12 protein-coding genes are annotated in these 17,897 nt (G+C 47.8%); 8 read left to right on the top strand and 4 right to left on the bottom strand.

Features of this window, described 5'->3' with window-relative positions:
* Positions 1-6: 6 nt before the first annotated feature.
* The 4 genes from HMPREF9446_RS10775 to yaaA all read right to left on the bottom strand — a co-directional run bounded on the left by HMPREF9446_RS10775 (position 7) and on the right by yaaA (position 6,095).
* Positions 7-3,156, bottom strand: coding sequence for a SusC/RagA family TonB-linked outer membrane protein (locus HMPREF9446_RS10775; RefSeq protein WP_009125681.1), 3,150 nt, complete (start codon positions 3,154-3,156; stop codon positions 7-9).
* Positions 3,157-3,328: 172 nt separating this feature from the next.
* Positions 3,329-4,153 (bottom strand): ROK family protein, encoded by an 825-nt coding sequence (locus HMPREF9446_RS10780; RefSeq protein ID WP_039969159.1) that lies wholly within the window; start codon positions 4,151-4,153, stop codon positions 3,329-3,331.
* Between the two features lie 83 nt (positions 4,154-4,236).
* Positions 4,237-5,238 carry a phosphatidylinositol-specific phospholipase C gene (locus tag HMPREF9446_RS10785; RefSeq protein ID WP_009125683.1) on the bottom strand — a complete coding sequence of 334 codons (1,002 nt, stop codon included), beginning with the start codon at positions 5,236-5,238 and terminating at the stop codon, positions 4,237-4,239.
* Between the two features lie 95 nt (positions 5,239-5,333).
* A complete protein-coding gene (gene yaaA / locus HMPREF9446_RS10790) occupies positions 5,334-6,095 on the bottom strand; it encodes a peroxide stress protein YaaA (RefSeq protein ID WP_039969107.1) in 762 nt (253 codons plus the stop codon).
* A 177-nt stretch (positions 6,096-6,272) separates the two neighbouring features.
* Here yaaA and recJ point away from each other — a divergent pair, with 177 nt between their 5' ends.
* The 8 genes from recJ to dnaG all read left to right on the top strand — a co-directional run bounded on the left by recJ (position 6,273) and on the right by dnaG (position 17,724).
* A complete protein-coding gene (recJ, locus tag HMPREF9446_RS10795) occupies positions 6,273-7,988 on the top strand; it encodes a single-stranded-DNA-specific exonuclease RecJ (protein ID WP_039969109.1) in 1,716 nt (571 codons plus the stop codon).
* A 74-nt stretch (positions 7,989-8,062) separates the two neighbouring features.
* Positions 8,063-10,072: a RecQ family ATP-dependent DNA helicase gene (locus HMPREF9446_RS10800; RefSeq protein WP_009125686.1), complete on the top strand. Its 2,010-nt coding sequence runs from the start codon at positions 8,063-8,065 to the stop codon at positions 10,070-10,072.
* Positions 10,073-10,179: 107 nt separating this feature from the next.
* Positions 10,180-11,139 carry a tetratricopeptide repeat protein gene (locus HMPREF9446_RS10805; RefSeq protein ID WP_009125687.1) on the top strand — a complete coding sequence of 320 codons (960 nt, stop codon included), beginning with the start codon at positions 10,180-10,182 and terminating at the stop codon, positions 11,137-11,139.
* A 310-nt stretch (positions 11,140-11,449) separates the two neighbouring features.
* Complete coding sequence (locus HMPREF9446_RS10810) at positions 11,450-12,298, top strand: prephenate dehydratase (RefSeq protein ID WP_009125689.1); 849 nt, start codon at positions 11,450-11,452, stop codon at positions 12,296-12,298.
* Positions 12,279-13,454 carry a pyridoxal phosphate-dependent aminotransferase gene (locus tag HMPREF9446_RS10815; protein WP_009125690.1) on the top strand — a complete coding sequence of 392 codons (1,176 nt, stop codon included), beginning with the start codon at positions 12,279-12,281 and terminating at the stop codon, positions 13,452-13,454. Before HMPREF9446_RS10810 ends, HMPREF9446_RS10815 begins: the two co-directional genes overlap by 20 nt.
* A 211-nt stretch (positions 13,455-13,665) precedes the next feature.
* A complete protein-coding gene (locus tag HMPREF9446_RS10820) occupies positions 13,666-14,733 on the top strand; it encodes a bifunctional 3-deoxy-7-phosphoheptulonate synthase/chorismate mutase type II (RefSeq protein ID WP_009125691.1) in 1,068 nt (355 codons plus the stop codon).
* A 5-nt stretch (positions 14,734-14,738) separates the two neighbouring features.
* Positions 14,739-15,512 carry a prephenate dehydrogenase/arogenate dehydrogenase family protein gene (locus HMPREF9446_RS10825; RefSeq protein ID WP_009125692.1) on the top strand — a complete coding sequence of 258 codons (774 nt, stop codon included), beginning with the start codon at positions 14,739-14,741 and terminating at the stop codon, positions 15,510-15,512.
* Positions 15,513-15,612: 100 nt separating this feature from the next.
* Positions 15,613-17,724 carry a DNA primase gene (dnaG, locus tag HMPREF9446_RS10830; protein ID WP_039969110.1) on the top strand — a complete coding sequence of 704 codons (2,112 nt, stop codon included), beginning with the start codon at positions 15,613-15,615 and terminating at the stop codon, positions 17,722-17,724.
* Positions 17,725-17,897 lie beyond the last annotated feature (173 nt).

Consider the following 17,897-nt stretch of genomic DNA (forward strand, 5'->3'; position numbering starts at 1 on the left):
ATGTTATTAATAAGTCAGTTTCACACCTACCGACAACACACGCGACACCGGGTATTTCAGAGCATCCCATCCGCCACATTCGGGATCTACGCCCGAGTATCCGGTAAATGTAGCCAGATTCTCACCGCTGAAGTAAACAGAAAGGCGGCTGTTGCGTTCGTTCAAATGAGCCCACTTGCGGAATACGTCGCTCAAATCATAAGATACAGTAAAGTTCTTGAACCGTAAGTAAGATGAGTTCTCCAAGAAATAGTCTGATGGACGGGTAAAATTTTTATTGTTATCCAACTTGGAAAGACGAGGAATACTCGATCCCGTATTTGTAGGACTCCAAGCATTCAAGATTTCAGCCGAACGATTGAAACTTCCTTCCACATCACTCAATATCATAGACTTACCTACATAAAGCGCTTGTGCACCGCCTACACCTTGGAACATGGCACTGACAGAAAGTTTTTTCCATGTCAAACCCAGCGTAAAGGCAAAGGTTGTCTTAGGCATGGCATTACCCATATACTGACGGTCATCATCGCTGATTTTTCCATCACCGTTGTAATCCACGAATTTCAAGTCACCGGCTTGGGCTTCCGGCTGAATGCGCTCTCCTTTAGCATTTTTATAGTTGGCAGCCTCCTCGTCGCTTTGGAAAATGCCGTCAGTCTTAATCAAGTAGAAAGAGTTCACCGGTTTTCCTTCGGCAGACTGAATCATGTAAGGCAGATTGCGGAAAGTCTTTTCACTGGTCCATACTCCCGAACTACCGTCAGCATTTTTCACGCCGATGTCCGAAACCCAGTTCTTCAAATAAGAGAAATTACCTGATACAAAATATGAAAGATTTTTATTGATTTTATCACTCCAGTTAGCAGATAATTCAAAACCACGGTTACGTACCTCGCCCAGATTTACAAACTGGCGTTTCACACCGATAGTCTGCGGCCAGTCCATGGTACGCCCCTGAATAAGATTGAATGTGCGCTTATCAAAATAATCCATCGACAATGACAGACGGTTATTGAACATCTCTAAATCCAACCCCAAGTCTGTCTGCTCCGAAGTTTCCCAAGTCAAATCAACATTCAAGGCATCCGTCGGAATAAAAACGATGTTGCCCCATACGGAATTTGAAGCAGGGCCATACTGGGCTTGTTCGTTCCAGCTGGTCTTGTCAAGCACCGGTGACTTATAAGCCATAGGCACAGAAGCGAGGTTACCGATACGTCCCCAAGAGGCACGCACCTTCAGCAGACTGATGAAATCGCTTTTCTTAAAGAACGATTCATTTGAGATTTTCCATCCTAAAGTGAAAGCAGGGAAGTCGCCATAGTTATTCTCCTTGGGCAAACGACCGGCATAGTCACGACGGAAAGAAGCCGTAAAGAAATAACGGTCAGCATACGAATAAGCCAAACGGCTAATCAAAGACACATTGGCATCAGGACCGGTCAGGTAGTCGGTAGCCTTCAACGATTTGGCATAAGCCAGATACTGTAGATAGGCGGATTCGTCAGCAAGGTCAGTACCCGTCACCTCCAAACCGCGCGTCTCACTATGATCGGCAGTGGTGGCCAATAATACACCTATTGTATGGTCGCCGAAAGTATTGTCGTAAGTCAGCGTATTTTCTGTCTTCCAAGCGTCGGCACGATAAGTGGTTTCCTGCAGGTTGTTGCTGAGAACCGGTTTACCCACTTCATCACGAATAGGATTGAACTTCTTAAAGTGATTTGTACGCAAGTTATAAGTAAAGCGGCTGACAAACTTCAAGCCCGGAACCACGTTGTCGATATTCAAGCTGGTAGTACTCCACACATCACTCGTCTTGTCATAAACGTTTTCTGCTTCGAGCAAACGAACCGGGTTCACCGCATCACCATGGGCATCCGCAAAGTTACTTCCATACTTCTTGATGTATTCAGGATCTTCTGTTGTAGTACCACCATAGCTTCCATCCAACGGATTGTAAACAGTAGCGCTGGCAGGCATGTAGATTGCCGATATAATAGGGCCTGTAAAAGCGTCGTTGTCCGTGTTCTTGGAACGGCTGCTCGTATTCTGCCAAGTAAAGTCTTCACTGATGCTCACCCACTTGTTCAGTTTAAATTTACTATTGTAACGTAATGACAAGTTCTTTTTGAAAGTATTAATCAGCACACCTTCATCATTGTCATAAGCAAAAGACAGACGGTGTGTAAAATTCTCCGTACCTACATTTAAAGCCACATTGTGACGCTGATAGAAAGCCGTGCGGAAAATCTCGTCCATCCAATTGGTCCGGGTAGTTCCTATCCAAGGATTCTTGTTTACATCCCAGCCATCAGGCAATGTAAGCCCCGCATTCGCATAAGACATCTTGCGCATTTCCAATTGCTGTTCAGCGTTCAGCGGCTCTATCAGATTGGTAGCCTGACGAATACCAAAAGTACCGTCGTATGTCAGTGACGGCGCACCTTCTTTAGCTTTTTTGGTAGTGACCAGCACCACACCACCCGCACCAGACTGCGCTCCATAAATAGCGGCCGAAGCGGCATCCTTCAACACCACAATGCTCTCAATATCATTCATGGAAGCGATGGGGGCACCCGGTACTCCGTCCACAACCCAAAGCACATTATCACCATCTTGTGAGCCTTGACCACGAATGACAATAGAAGGAGAGGAAGTGGGGTCACCGCCGTCAGCCTGAATGGTAACACCCGGCAACTGTCCTTGCAACATCCCCTCTGTAGAAGTTACCGGACGCGCAGCCAGTTCCTCAGCATTGCTCACTACGCCTACCGAAGCGGACAGGTCTTGTTTACGCGCACTGGCTCCATAACCCAAGACCACCACCTCATCCAAGAGTTCAGTATCTTCCTTCAAAATTACAGCCAGTTCTTTTCCTGTCACCGGTATTTCTTGAGAAGTATAGCCCACAAAGCTAATCACTAATATATTACCCTTGGCAGCCGACAACAGAAACTTACCGTCAATGTCTGTAATCACTCCATTGGTCGTCCCTTTTACTAATACATTGGCACCAATTATAGGTTCGCCAGCCTGATCCTTTACTGTTCCTTTCACAGAAATCTGCTGTGCATAAGCACCTGTGAAAAAAAACAGTCCCAACAATAGAGTCAGAATCGTTCGATAGATTCTAAGATTTACCTGTCTCATGCATTCAAAATTTAAAGTTTATAATATAGAAAATTATAATTCCGCCACAAAGGTCAGAAAGCGGAATTACATAGTTATTACAAAGGGAATAAGTCTCTGATACTCTTTTATAATGTAAAATAATACAACAATAAACAGTTTAATATTTTCTAATCAGATAATATCAGAATTTTTACTCAAGAAGAGCAGAAGCACCTAGCAGGCTGGAATCATTTTGATGCGAAGCTATCACCCTCACATTATCCAACATGACTCTATAAGGAAAACTTTGCATTGTATATTCCATGGCATCTTTAAAGAAAGGGTAAGCAGCTACTATACCTCCCCCCAGAACAATAGCCTGAGGAGCATAGGCAAAAAGAATCACCTTCACAAGATTACCCAGATGCATCCCAAACTCTTTCCAAATATCCAATGCAGCCTGTTCTCCTTGCCGAGCATTTTCAGCTGCCGCCGCACCGGTAGTATCATGGCGTTTAAAAAAGAAACTACTGCAATAACGCTCAAAATCAGCGTCTAAATAAGGGAATGAACCTATTTCACCGGCTCCCATGAATTGCCCGCCATACAAACGGCGACCAATGATGACACCAGCCCCAATACCCGTCCCGATAGTAACGCCTACCATGTTGTCATAAGGCTTTCCTTCACCGTACAAACTCTCTCCCAAAGCAAAACAGTTGGAATCATTATTAATGGCAACCGCAACGTTGAATTCATTCTCCAAAATTTCCTTTAAGCGTATTTCTTTCCAAGAAGAAATGTTTGCCACATTATATACAATTCCTTTCTCTGAATCAACAATGGAAGGGACACCGATACCGATACCATCTACCTGCTCATTCATCATACTGCGGACGAGTTGAAAAAGCTGGTCCAGCACAATGGGGGCATCTTGCTGAGCCAAACAGGGTACTGACACTTTACTCAAGCACCGTCCTTCTTCCACTTGTGCTACTCGGATATTGGTTCCTCCTAAATCAATTGACAGTTTCATAGTATATAACATTAAGGTTTTCAACATGTGCAAAACTAGATAAATACTTTTTCACAGATATTCCCAATTGCGCATATAAATCTTCATTTTGCGCAAACGTTGCTATCAATCAAATATTCCACTAAATCTTTTCCGCTTAGTTCTCCGACAAAATCAATGAACACAATACCGCAATTCCGTTTATTCTCTTTCATCAGATAATCAGCAATAGGCTTGTTTACCTTATCAGCAAATACTTTAGGAGTCACTAAGGGAAAGCCTGTCGCACTTACAAAAGTAATCCCCCACCGATATGAGAAAAACGGCTCGGCAGATATCTTGTCAATATTGCGAATACAAACATCTATCTTCTTTCCGGCCTCCTCGTCCGACCCATATTGGTATTCATCTTCAAGTAAGGCCATTCCTCCCTTACCACCTTTGTCGCGAAGGGTGAGCAAACAAGTTTCATTATCCTCCCAACCTATACATGCAGCTCCCGGATAGTTATCCATTGCATAGTCTCTGTGCAGAAAAAGAATCTTCCCCCGGCAGTCCCCCAATGTCAGTTCCGGACGAAAATCCACCACAAAATAACACTGATGTGCAGGGACACTCAAAGAAGCAGACAGTAGAGAAGCATAATCCAGTGGCTCGCCTCCCTCCCTTTTCAGTGAAACGATCAGGATTTCGGAAGGATGCGCCTGCAGAAAGTCAATGAAAGCAGACAATACATCATCTTCCCAATATATACTTTGAAAAGCACGACTATGAAAAACCCCCAATTTACCGTTTTTCTTCTTTAAGCGAATATCAAAAGCACGAATACCTTGCTGCAACTGGGCGGAAATATCCGTAGATTGCGTTTTCAGCATTTGCCCTCCTCTAACAGCGCCACTGTCATGCGTACCGGGAATAGATATCTTACATACTGGAAGTGAATCATGGAGAGACTTCATCCACTCCGGTCGTAACGCAGATTCACCATCCCCACACATTTTTGCACTGACATCCTGAAGACCGGTATTCCCGGCATGGACCGGAAAGTTCCACACAGACATGACTAAAACCAAAAGACAAACAATCTGCATCCTGTTCTGTTTCATAACATACGACTCCTAAGTTTGACGTATGCAAATGTAGAAAGCTTGTTTTCTTTTATTATCCTCAATCACGCATTTAATTCTTCATTTTGCGCAAACTACAACACAAACTGCAAATGATCATCCGCACTACGGCTCTCATCCAAAGCAAAGCCCTCCCAGGTAAAAGCCCTTAAATCTTCGGGGCATTCTATGCGGTTCTTGACGATGAAACGCACCATCTCTCCTCTGCACATCTTAGCATAAACAACAACCGTTTTGAGCTGTCCACCTTTATATACATGAAATTCCGGAGTAATGACACGTACTTCCTCCTCTACTCTTTTCCAGTCAAACAAATCTTTCATTTCCCCGCTTGCCAGGTTGACAAGCACGCCCCCTTGGCGCTTGATCTCGGCGATAAAGCAATCCGTCAGCAGGGGCTTCCAATAGTCAAACATAGAGGCGCCACCTTTCTCGGGCAAACGTACATCACCTTCAAGGCGATAAGGCTTGATTCCATCCAAAGGACGAAGCAACCCGTAAAGAAAAGAAGTGATACGCAGATGTTCCTGAGCGTAGTTAAAGTCATCAGCGGAAAAGTCCTTGGGAAGAATACGTTTATAGACAGCTCCTGTATAGGCACAAATGGCCGGCATCGGATGATTGTCCTCCGAACAGAAATCATGATAGCGCAAACGGTTCTCGGCTGCAAGCTTCGCATTCACGCGGAGAAGCTTTTCCAACTCAGCCGAAGAATATCGTGACATATCCAGCGCATTCCGCACCGCTTCGGTTTCAAACTGCGGAACGGTCATTCCGGGCACAACCACAGAACAGCGTGACGCCATTGTCTTTGCACAAGAGATAAAAGTAAGCATAAACGTCTTTTTTTTAGCTGCTGCAAAAATAAAGGAATTTCAGTAGAGAAAACGACACATAAAGAAGATTTTCTATAGAATTCACTTCCATTTCAAGAGTTTTTCATACCTTTACAGCTTGTTGGGGTTTTAGCCTCCGACACCTTGAGACAGAAGAAAGAAAAAATAATATATAAAATGACTCACAAATGGAATTATCAACCCATTACATCCGAACAGGCAGAAATAAGCCAACAACTGGCCCTAGATTTGGGAATTAGCCCGATACTTGGGAGACTGCTGGTGGAGCGGGGAATACATACGGCAGCAGATGCCCGGAAGTTTTTCCGCCCGCAACTACCGGATTTATACGACCCTTTCCTCATGAAGGATATGGATGTGGCCGTAGAGCGCCTGAACAAGGCAATGGGAAAGAAAGAGCGCATTCTGATTTATGGAGATTATGATGTGGACGGAACCACGGCTGTGGCTCTCGTTTACAAGTTCATTCAACAGTTCTATTCGAACATTGATTACTACATTCCCGACCGCTACAACGAGGGGTACGGAGTTTCGACCAAAGGTGTGGATTATGCCGCGGAAACCGGTGTAGGACTGATTATCGTGTTGGATTGCGGCATCAAGGCTGTAGATGAAATCACATACGCCAAAGAGAAAGGCATTGACTTCATCATCTGCGACCACCATGTTCCCGATGACACATTGCCTCCTGCGGCAGCTATCCTGAATGCCAAACGGGAAGACAACACTTACCCGTACGAGCACCTTTCCGGCTGTGGCGTAGGATTCAAATTCATGCAGGCATTCGCCATCAGCAACGGAATCGAGTTTCACCATCTGATCCCCTTGCTGGACTTGGTCGCCGTAAGCATCGCTTCGGATATAGTACCCATCATGGGGGAAAACCGCATTCTTGCCTATCATGGGCTGAAACAGCTGAACAGCAACCCCAGTGTAGGTCTGAAAGCAATTATCGATGTATGCGGGCTGACAGAAAAGGAAATCACCGTAAGCGACATCGTTTTCAAGATAGGACCGCGCATCAACGCCTCCGGACGCATCCAGAACGGTAAAGAGGCCGTGGATTTGCTGACGGAAAAGGATTTCTCGCTCGCTTTGGAAAAAGCAAGCCAAATCAACCAATACAACGAGACGCGCAAGGACCTGGACAAAAGCATGACGGAAGAAGCGAACCAGATTGTCGCCGACCTGGAGGGACTTGCCGAACGACGTTCCATCGTCCTGTACAACGAAGACTGGCACAAAGGTGTCATCGGCATCGTAGCCTCCCGCCTGACGGAAATATACTATCGTCCTGCGGTGGTATTGACACGTACGGACGATATGGCGACCGGTTCCGCCCGCTCTGTTTCCGGCTTTGATGTCTACAAGGCCATAGAACATTGCCGCGACCTGCTGGAAAACTTCGGAGGGCATACATATGCCGCCGGACTCTCCATGAAAGTGGAGAACGTGCCCGCTTTCACGGAGCGTTTCGAGAACTTCGTCTCCGAGCATATACTTCCCGAACAAACCAGCGCGTTAATCGACATCAACGCTGAAATCGACTTCAGGGACATTACTCCGAAGTTCTGCAGTGACCTGAAGAAATTCAACCCGTTCGGCCCGGACAATGTAAAACCGATATTCTGTACACATAATGTTTACGACTACGGTACCAGCAAAGTTGTGGGACGCGACCAGGAACATATCAAACTGGAACTGGTAGATAACAAGTCGAACAACGTCATGAACGGTATTGCCTTCGGCCAGAGTTCCCACGTACGCTTCATCAAGACCAAGCGTTCATTCGATATCTGCTATACCATTGAGGAAAACACCCACAAACGGGGGGAAGTACAGTTACAGATTGAAGATATTAAGCCAAACTAAAAGAAGCCTCCCCCGTCCCCTCTCCGGAAGAGAGGGGAGAAGAGGTAGCCGGGCTATCCCAGAAGGCAAGATTTATGGAGAAGCAAATTCATAATGAGAATTCCACTCCGCCTCAAAAGGGCGCAGAAGACCTTACAATAATTCCTGACCCCATTTCCTCCCCTCCCCTCTCTTCCGGAGAGGGGCCGGGGGTGAGGCTTTTGAAACAATACTGGGGATATGACAACTTCCGGGGTATCCAGGAAGATATCATCAATAGCATAGGCGAAGACAAAGACACCTTGGGACTCATGCCTACCGGTGGAGGCAAGTCCATCACATTCCAGGTGCCGGCACTCGCCAAAGAAGGCCTATGCCTCGTCGTCACCCCCCTGATCGCATTGATGAAAGACCAAGTGCAGAATCTCAAGAAGCGGGGAATCAAGGCACTGGCAATCTATTCCGGCATGAGCCGGCAGGAAATCCTCACAACCCTGGAAAACTGCATCTTCGGCAACTACAAATTCCTCTACATCTCCCCCGAACGGCTTGATACGGAAATCTTCCGCACCAAATTGCAGAAGATGAAAATCAGCATGATCACCGTTGACGAAAGCCATTGCATCTCGCAGTGGGGGTATGACTTCCGCCCCGCCTATCTCAAGATAGCCGAGATACGGGATATACTGCCAGACGTACCCGTACTTGCCCTGACAGCCACCGCCACGCCGGAAGTGGTGAAAGACATACAAGCGCGCCTCCGCTTCCGGAAAGAGAATGTATTCCGGATGAGCTTCGAGCGCAGGAACCTCGCCTATATCGTCCGCAATACGGACAACAAGACGGGAGAGCTGCTGCACATTCTGCGCCGGATGCCCGGCAGCGCCATCATATACGTACGCAATCGCCGCCGCACCAAGGAAATAGCCGAGTTGCTGCACAACGAACATATCACCGCCGACTTCTATCACGCCGGGCTGGACGACGCGACCAAGGATATCCGCCAACAACGCTGGCAGACAGGTGAAAGCCGTGTCATAGTGGCAACCAACGCATTCGGTATGGGAATCGACAAACCGGATGTACGCATCGTCATCCACCTGGACTTACCGGATTCCATAGAGGCCTACTTTCAGGAAGCCGGACGTGCCGGGCGTGACGGAGAAAAGGCTTACGCGGTTATCCTCTATTCCAGGTCAGACAAGACGACACTCCACAAACGCATCCCCGATACTTTTCCGGAGAAAGACTACATCAGGCAAGTCTATGAGCACCTGCAATACTATTACCAGATGGCAATGGGAGACGGCCAGGGCTGCATACGCGAATTCAACATCGAAGACTTCTGCCGGAAATTCAAGTACTTCCCCGTCCCGGTAGATAGCGCCTTGAAGATATTGACCCAAGCCGGTTATCTGGAATACACCGACGAGCAGGACAATGCCTCCAGGCTAAAATTCTCCATACAAAGGGACGAGCTCTACAGACTGAGGGGAATGGGCGAGGAGACGGACAGGCTAATCCAAATCATACTCCGTTCTTACACCGGCTTGTTCACCGACCATGCCTTCATCAGTGAAGAATTACTCGCCGCACGTGCCGGACTGACCCGCAAGCAAATATACGAACAGCTTGTCCGCCTTGCCAAGCTGAGGATAGTAAGCTATATCCCACGCAAAAAGACACCTTATATTATATATACACGCGAACGGATAGAAACGCGCCACCTGCAAATTCCCCCCGGTGTATATGAAGAACGCAAAAAGCGTTACGAGAAACGCATCGAAGCCATGCTGGACTATGTGACCAATGATACCGTATGCCGCAGCCGTATGCTGTTGCGCTATTTCGGAGAATCCAACGGGCATGACTGCGGACAGTGTGACACCTGCATCAGCCTTAGGAACAGGCAGAGCGCCGACAAACGGCCTGCCAAAGAACTCTTTGGAGAGATACTCCAAATCTTGTCCGAACAAGAGATGACACCTGCCGCCCTGGCGGAAAAGATGCCCGGCGGGAAAGAAGCCCTCACCGAAGCATTGCATCTATTGCTGGAGGAAGGTAAAATAATTGCTGCCAACGGAATGCTGCAAATCAAAAAATAATTCATTACTTTTGCCGTTGGAAAAGAATGCCTTGCCGCTGAAGAGAAATACCTTATCAGCCGTTGTCCGCCTTTTCTTTTTAATTCTTAATCTTTAATTTGTCATATATGGGATTCTTTAAATCTTTTTTCTCCGGCAAATCAGAAAACCCGGCAGATGAAAAACAAAAAAACACTCAGAAAAACTTTGAAATATTCAAGTATGACGGTATGCGCGCCCAACGCATGGGACGTACAGACTACGCCATCAAATGCTTTACGGAGGCCCTTGCCCTGCAAGAAGACTTCGAGACCATGGGCTATCTGTCACAGGTATATATACAGACCGGCAGCCTTGACGAAGGCCGCAAACTCCTGGAGCGCATGATTGAACTGGAACCGGAACATGCTTCCACCTACCTCACGCTCGCCAACCTATGCTATATGCAGGAAGATTACCCTGCCATGGCCAAGGCTGCCAAGAAAGTCATCGAGATGGAAGAGGGCAATGCCATGGCACACTACCTGCTTGGCAAAGCAGACAACGGACAGGGAGACGGTATCATGTGCATCGCCCACCTCACCAAAGCCATCGTGCTGAAGGATGACTTTGTCGAAGCCCGGTTGCTCCGCGCAGAAGCCTTGGCAAAGATGCAGCAATACAAAGAAGCCATGGAAGACATCCATGCCATTCTGGCACAAGATCCGGAAGACGAAAACGCCCTCCTGCTCCGCGGCAAGATAAAGGAAGCGACCGGCGCCGGTGAAGAAGCCGAAAACGACTACCGGAACGTTACGGAACTAAACCCATTCAACGAACAGGCCTTCCTCTACTTGGGCCAGCTTTACATTACACAAAAAAAATTGGCCGAAGCCATTGCGCTCTTTGACGAAGCCATCGAATTGAACCCGAACTTTGCGGAAGCCTACCACGAACGCGGCCACGCCAAACTGCTGAACGGAGACAAGGAAGGCTCCATAGAAGACATGAAAAAAGGGCTGGAGTTAAATCCGAAGGATGTACAAAGCTTCAACGGACAATACGGCAACCAGCCGGGAGGAACTACCGGAAATATATTAGGACTGTAAACAGGAAATAAGTAAATATGTTACTCTCCTCAAAAAAAAGATAGTTTTTTGTTTGTATATAAAAGAAAAGCATTACTTTTGTCGCATAATTCAAAAACAGAGAATACAAGTATGAACTCATTTACTTATGCATATTACTTCTTTTTTTACTTTTACTTTAGCCAGAAAGTAGAGCGGGAGTTTGTATGTATCAAGTGACAGTGATGCTTAAGAACTGAATAGAGAACCAAGTAAATATACTGATCCCGCTCCATCGCATGGAAGCGGGATTTTTTTTGTAGAATACATTTAAGAAAACAAATATCCGATAATGAAAAAGGTAGCCATTCAAGGAACATTAGGCTCGTATCACGACATCGCCGCCCACAAGTACTTTGCAGGAGAGGAAATAGAATTAATCTGTTGCGCCGACTTTGAAGACGTGTTTGCTGCCGTAAAGAAAGACAGCCAGACGATAGGAATGTTGGCCATAGAAAACACCATCGCAGGCAGTTTGCTGCACAACAATGAGTTGCTGCGCCAAAGCGGGACACAAATCGTAGGAGAATACAAACTACGCATATCCCACAGCTTCGTCTGCCTGCCCGAAGAAGATTGGGACGACATTACGGAAGTCAATTCACACCCTATCGCCCTGATGCAATGCCGTGAGTTCCTTGCCCGCCACCCCAAGATCAAAGTGGTGGAAGGTGAAGATACAGCCCGCAGCGCCGAAATCATCAAAACAGAAAACCTGAAAGGGCATGCCGCCATCTGCTCCAAGGCAGCCGCCGAACGTTACGGCATGAAAGTCCTGCAGGAAGGGATTGAAACCAACAAACACAACTTCACCCGTTTCCTGGTTGTGGCCGACCCCTGGCAAGTGGATGAACTGAACCGCCACCGCCACAAAGAAGTCAACAAGGCAAGCATGGTATTCACTCTTCCGCATACCGAAGGGAGCCTTTCGCAGGTACTGTCCATCCTGTCCTTCTACAGCATAAACTTGACAAAGATACAATCCCTGCCCATCATCGGACGCGAATGGGAATATCAATTTTATGTGGATGTTGTTTTTGACAATGTACTGAGATATAAACAAGCTATTGCAGCCATCGCCCCGCTGACTAAAGAACTTAAAATATTAGGAGAATACGAAGATGGAAAATCAAGCATCTAAAATCCGGCCTGCCGACCGCCTGGCAAGCGTAAGTGAATACTACTTCTCGAAGAAGCTGAAAGAAGTGGCGCAAATGAACGCCGAAGGAAAAGACGTAATCAGCCTGGGTATCGGAAGCCCGGATATGCCACCTTCGGAAAGCACCGTCGAAACTCTTTGTGAGGCAGCGCACAACCCCGGCGGCCACGGTTATATGCCCTATATCGGAATTCCTGAACTACGTTGCAGCTTTGCCGGCTGGTACCGGAAATGGTACGGTGTAGAGCTGAACCCGAACACGGAAATACAGCCGCTCATCGGTTCCAAGGAAGGTATCCTGCACGTAACCCTGGCGTTCGTCAATCCCGGAGAGCAGGTGCTGGTTCCCAATCCCGGATATCCCACCTACACTTCACTGAGCAAGATACTCGGCGCCGAAGTGGTGAATTACAACCTGAAAGAGGAAAACGGCTGGATGCCCGACTTCGATGAACTGGAGAAGATGGACATGAGCCGCGTAAAGTTGATGTGGACCAACTACCCCAACATGCCTACCGGAGCCAACGCCACTCCGGAACTCTACCGGAAGCTGGTTGACTTTGCCCGCCGGAAAGACATCGTCATCGTCAACGACAATCCGTACAGCTTCATTCTGAACGAGCACCCCGTCAGCATCCTCAGCGTGCCCGGAGCCAAGGATCGTTGCATTGAATTCAATTCCATGAGCAAGAGCCATAATATGCCGGGATGGCGTATCGGCATGCTCGCCTCGAATGCCGACTTCGTGCAATGGATACTGAAGGTGAAGAGCAACATCGACAGCGGCATGTTCCGTGCCATGCAACTGGCCGCCGCCAAAGCCCTGGAAGCAGAAAAAGACTGGTATGAAGGCAACAACAAGAATTACCGCAACCGCCGCCGACTGGCAGGTGAAATCATGCACGCACTGGGATGCACCTACGATGAAAACCAGGTAGGCATGTTCCTTTGGGGCAAGATACCCGACACTTGCACCGACGTTGAAGAACTGACGGAACGGGTGCTGCATGAGGCAAGGGTGTTCATTACTCCGGGATTTATCTTCGGAAGCAACGGGAAAAGATACATCCGTATCTCCTTGTGCTGCAAGGAAGACAAATTGGCGGAAGCCTTGGAACGTATCAGAAGAATAATATAAATATTTACAAAAGAGGATTTTCCCAATGAAACGGGAATCTCTGTTTACTAAATCCTCTCCGGAGATTTACTGAAACATCGGTAGAGATTTACTAAATCTTCCTCCCTGTTTTAGTAAATCTTAAAAACCGCTTCCCGAAGGACTTTCCGAGAGGAAGAAAAGTTATAAGAAAAATATATATACGTATAAGATAATTAAACAAATAAAGAATATGGAACTCGAATTAGAACCCATCAAGCTGGAAGGTATTGAAGACAAACGTCCCCTGGTCATCGCCGGTCCTTGCAGTGCTGAAACCGAAGAACAAGTGATGAGCACCGCCAAACAATTGGCCGACAAAGGCCTCAAGATATATCGTGCAGGCATTTGGAAACCACGCACCAAACCGGGCGGATTCGAAGGCATCGGCGTGGACGGTCTGGCTTGGCTGAAAGAGGTGAAAAAAGAAACCGGCATGTATGTTTCTACGGAAGTAGCCACCGCCAAGCACGTGTATGAATGCTTAAAAGCCGGAGTCGACATTCTATGGATAGGCGCACGCACCACTGCAAACCCCTTTGCCGTACAGGAAATAGCCGACGCACTTAAAGGGGTCGATATCCCTGTGTTCGTAAAGAACCCGGTAAATCCGGACCTTGAATTATGGATTGGAGCCTTGGAACGCATCAACAACGCGGGTCTGAAGCGCCTGGGCGCCATCCACCGCGGATTCAGCAGCTACGACAAGAAGCTCTACCGCAACCTGCCTCAATGGCATATCCCCATCGAGCTGCGCCGACGCATTCCGAACCTGCCCATCCTCTGCGACCCGAGCCACATCGGCGGAAAGCGTGAACTGGTCGCTCCCCTCTGCCAACAGGCCATGGACTTAGGTTTCAACGGCTTGATCATAGAGAGCCACTGCAATCCGGACTGTGCCTGGAGCGACGCCGCCCAGCAAGTCACTCCGGATGTATTGGACTATATCCTCAACCTGCTCGTCATCCGCAAGGAAACGCAAAGCACGGAGAACCTCAGCGAATTGCGCAAACAGATTGACGAATGCGACAACAACCTTATCCAGGAACTGGCCAAGCGGATGCGTGTGGCACGTGAAATCGGCACATACAAGAAGGAGCATGACATGACCATCCTGCAAACCGGACGCTATAACGAGATTCTTGAAAAGCGCGGTTCGCAAGGTGCTCTTTGCGGCATGGACTCAGATTTCATCAAGAAAGTGTTCGAAGCGATACACGAAGAGAGCGTGAGGCAGCAAATGGAAATCATAAATAAGTGAAATATATGAGAATACTAATACTTGGAGCCGGCAAAATGGGTTCCTTCTTTACAGACATGCTGAGTTTTCAGCACGAGACGGCCGTGTTCGACGTCAACCCGCACCAATTGCGTTTTGTCTATAACACCTACCGTTTCACCACCCTGGAGGAAATCAAGGAATTCGAGCCGGAGCTGGTCATCAATGCCGCCACGGTGAAATACACACTGGACGCTTTCCGGCACGTGTTGCCGGTGCTTCCCAAAGACTGCATCATCAGCGACATCGCTTCGGTAAAAACAGGACTGAAGAAATTCTATGAGGAAAGTGGTTTCCGCTATGTATCGACTCATCCCATGTTCGGGCCTACTTTTGCCAGCCTGAGCAATCTGGGCAGCGAGAATGCCATCATCATCAGCGAAGGCGACCATCTGGGAAAAATATTCTTCAAGGATCTGTACCAGACCCTGAAACTGAACATCTTTGAATATACCTTCGACGAGCACGACGAAACAGTGGCATACTCCCTGTCCATCCCGTTTGTTTCCACCTTCGTGTTCGCCGCAGTGATGAAGCACCAGGAGGCGCCGGGTACGACTTTCAAGAAGCACATGGCCATTGCCAAGGGATTGCTGAGTGAAGATGATTATCTGCTGCAAGAGATACTTTTCAACCCGCGTACCCCGTCACAAGTAACCAACATTCGTACCGAGTTGAAGAATCTGCTTGAAATCATCGAAAAGAAAGACGCGGAAGGGATGAAGAAGTATCTGACCAAAATACGGGAAAAAATCAAATAGAGAATCTGTCCCCTCAGATTCACTCTAAACCTCGTTCGTAGCCGAAGCACTTGATTATTCAAGAAATATCATGTACTTTTGCGCAAACATAAAAACAGCAATGATAGACCAAGCCACCATAGACCGCATACTCGACGCCGCACAAATCACCGATGTAGTATCGGACTTCGTCACCCTGCGCAAGCGCGGCGTCAACTATGTGGGCTTGTGTCCTTTCCATGACGATAAAACCCCTTCCTTTTATGTATCGCCCTCCAAAGGGTTGTGCAAGTGTTTTGCGTGCGGAAAAGGTGGAAATGCCGTGCACTTCATCATGGAGCATGAGCAGATGTCCTATCCCGAAGCACTGAAATACCTTGCCAAGAAATACGGCATAGAAATCAAAGAAAGGGAACTCTCCAACGAGGAAAAAATAGCGCAAAGCGAACGGGAAAGCCTGTTCATCGTCAACAGCTTTGCACGCGACTATTTCCGGAATATCCTCCGCAACCATGTAGATGGACGCAGCATCGGCATGGCATACTTCCGCAACCGTGGTTTCCGGGATGACATCATCGAGAAGTTCCAGCTGGGTTATTGCACGGAAAGCCATGACGCCCTCGCACAGGAAGCTTTGCAAAAGGGCTATAAGAAGGATTTCCTTCTAAAAACCGGACTCTGTTATGAGACGGACGACCATCGCCTGCGCGACCGTTTCTGGGGACGCGTCATCTTCCCGGTACATACTTTGTCCGGAAAAGTAGTAGCTTTCGGAGGGCGTGTACTTGCCGGTGCCACCAAAGGGGTGAAAGTAAAGTATGTCAACTCTCCCGAATCGGAAATCTATCATAAGAGCAACGAACTATACGGCATTTACTTTGCCAAGCAAGCCATTGTGAAGCAAGACCGTTGCTTCCTGGTGGAAGGCTATACGGATGTTATCTCCATGCATCAATCGGGCATCGAGAATGTAGTCGCTTCTTCGGGCACGGCGCTGACTCCCGGACAGATACGCATGATCCACCGTTTCACCAACAACATGACCGTACTTTACGACGGTGATGCCGCCGGTATCAAAGCGTCCATCCGAGGGATAGACATGCTGCTGGAAGAGGGCATGAACATCAAAGTCTGCCTGCTCCCCGACGGTGACGACCCGGACTCCTTCGCACGCAAGCACAACGCTACTGAATTTCAGGAATTCATACAGAAAAATGAAACAGACTTTATCCGTTTCAAAGCCAACCTGCTGCTGGAGGATGCAGGCAAGGATCCGATAAAACGTGCAGAACTGATAAGTAACCTGGTGCAAAGCATTTCGATTATTCCGGAAGCCATTGTACGTGATGTGTATATCAAGGAATGCGCCCAACTGCTGCGTGTAGAAGATAAACTACTGGTGTCCGAAGTTGCCAAACGCCGGGAAATGCAGGCCGAAAAACAGGCAGAGCGTGCCGAACGGGAACGCCGTTCCGCCAATGCCGCACGGGCGAATGCGGAAGCAGGCATCACTGACGGCGGCAATGCCCCTGCACAGGTTCCTGCCGGTGATTCGCAACCGTCCGGCACTTATCCCCCCGAAGCCTTTCCCCCTTCCGGTTTTCCACCCGAAGAAGCGGTTCCTTTCCCGCCGTCGGACGATTACGTGTCTTTCATTCCGCAAGATGGCAAGGAAGGGCAGGAATTTTATAAATACGAGCGGCTGATTCTGCAAATGCTAGTCCGCTATGGAGAGAGGGTGATGTGCAAAGTCCCCAATGGCGAAGGGCAGGAAATACCCGTCACCGTTACCGAATACATCATAAATGATTTGAAGGAAGACGAACTTGCCTTCCACAATCCGCTTCACCGGCAAATCCTGTCGGAGGCTGCCGAACGCATACATAACGAAGGCTTTATAGCCGAACGTTATTTCGTGGCACACCCCGACCCCGTCATCAGCAAACTGAGCGTGGAACTGATCAGCAACCGCTATCAGTTGAGGAAATCACAGATAGAACAAATGGTGACGGATGAAGAACGCCTTTATGAGCTAATCCCCCGGTTGATGATAAACTTCAAATATGCCATTGTCAGCGAGGAGTTGAAGCATATCATGTTTGCCCTGCAAGACCCCGCTGTGATCAACGACGAAACGCAATGCAACAGCATCATGAAACGCTATAATGAGCTGCGTGAGATTAAAAGCATCATGGCAAAGCGCTTGGGCGACAGAGTGGTAATAAGCTACTAAGCTAAGCTAAATCAAGAAAAGACATACTCCATTACATCACCTCCTTTACATGAAGGCATAAAGGCATTTACACTATGAGGTAAAGACCGTTACACTATGAAGAAACGACCGTTACATACTCAAGTAAAGCCATTTACATCAGTATGTAACCGATATGTAAACAGAACACACTG

This window comes from Bacteroides fluxus YIT 12057, assembly GCF_000195635.1.
GTDB lineage: Bacteria > Bacteroidota > Bacteroidia > Bacteroidales > Bacteroidaceae > Bacteroides > Bacteroides fluxus.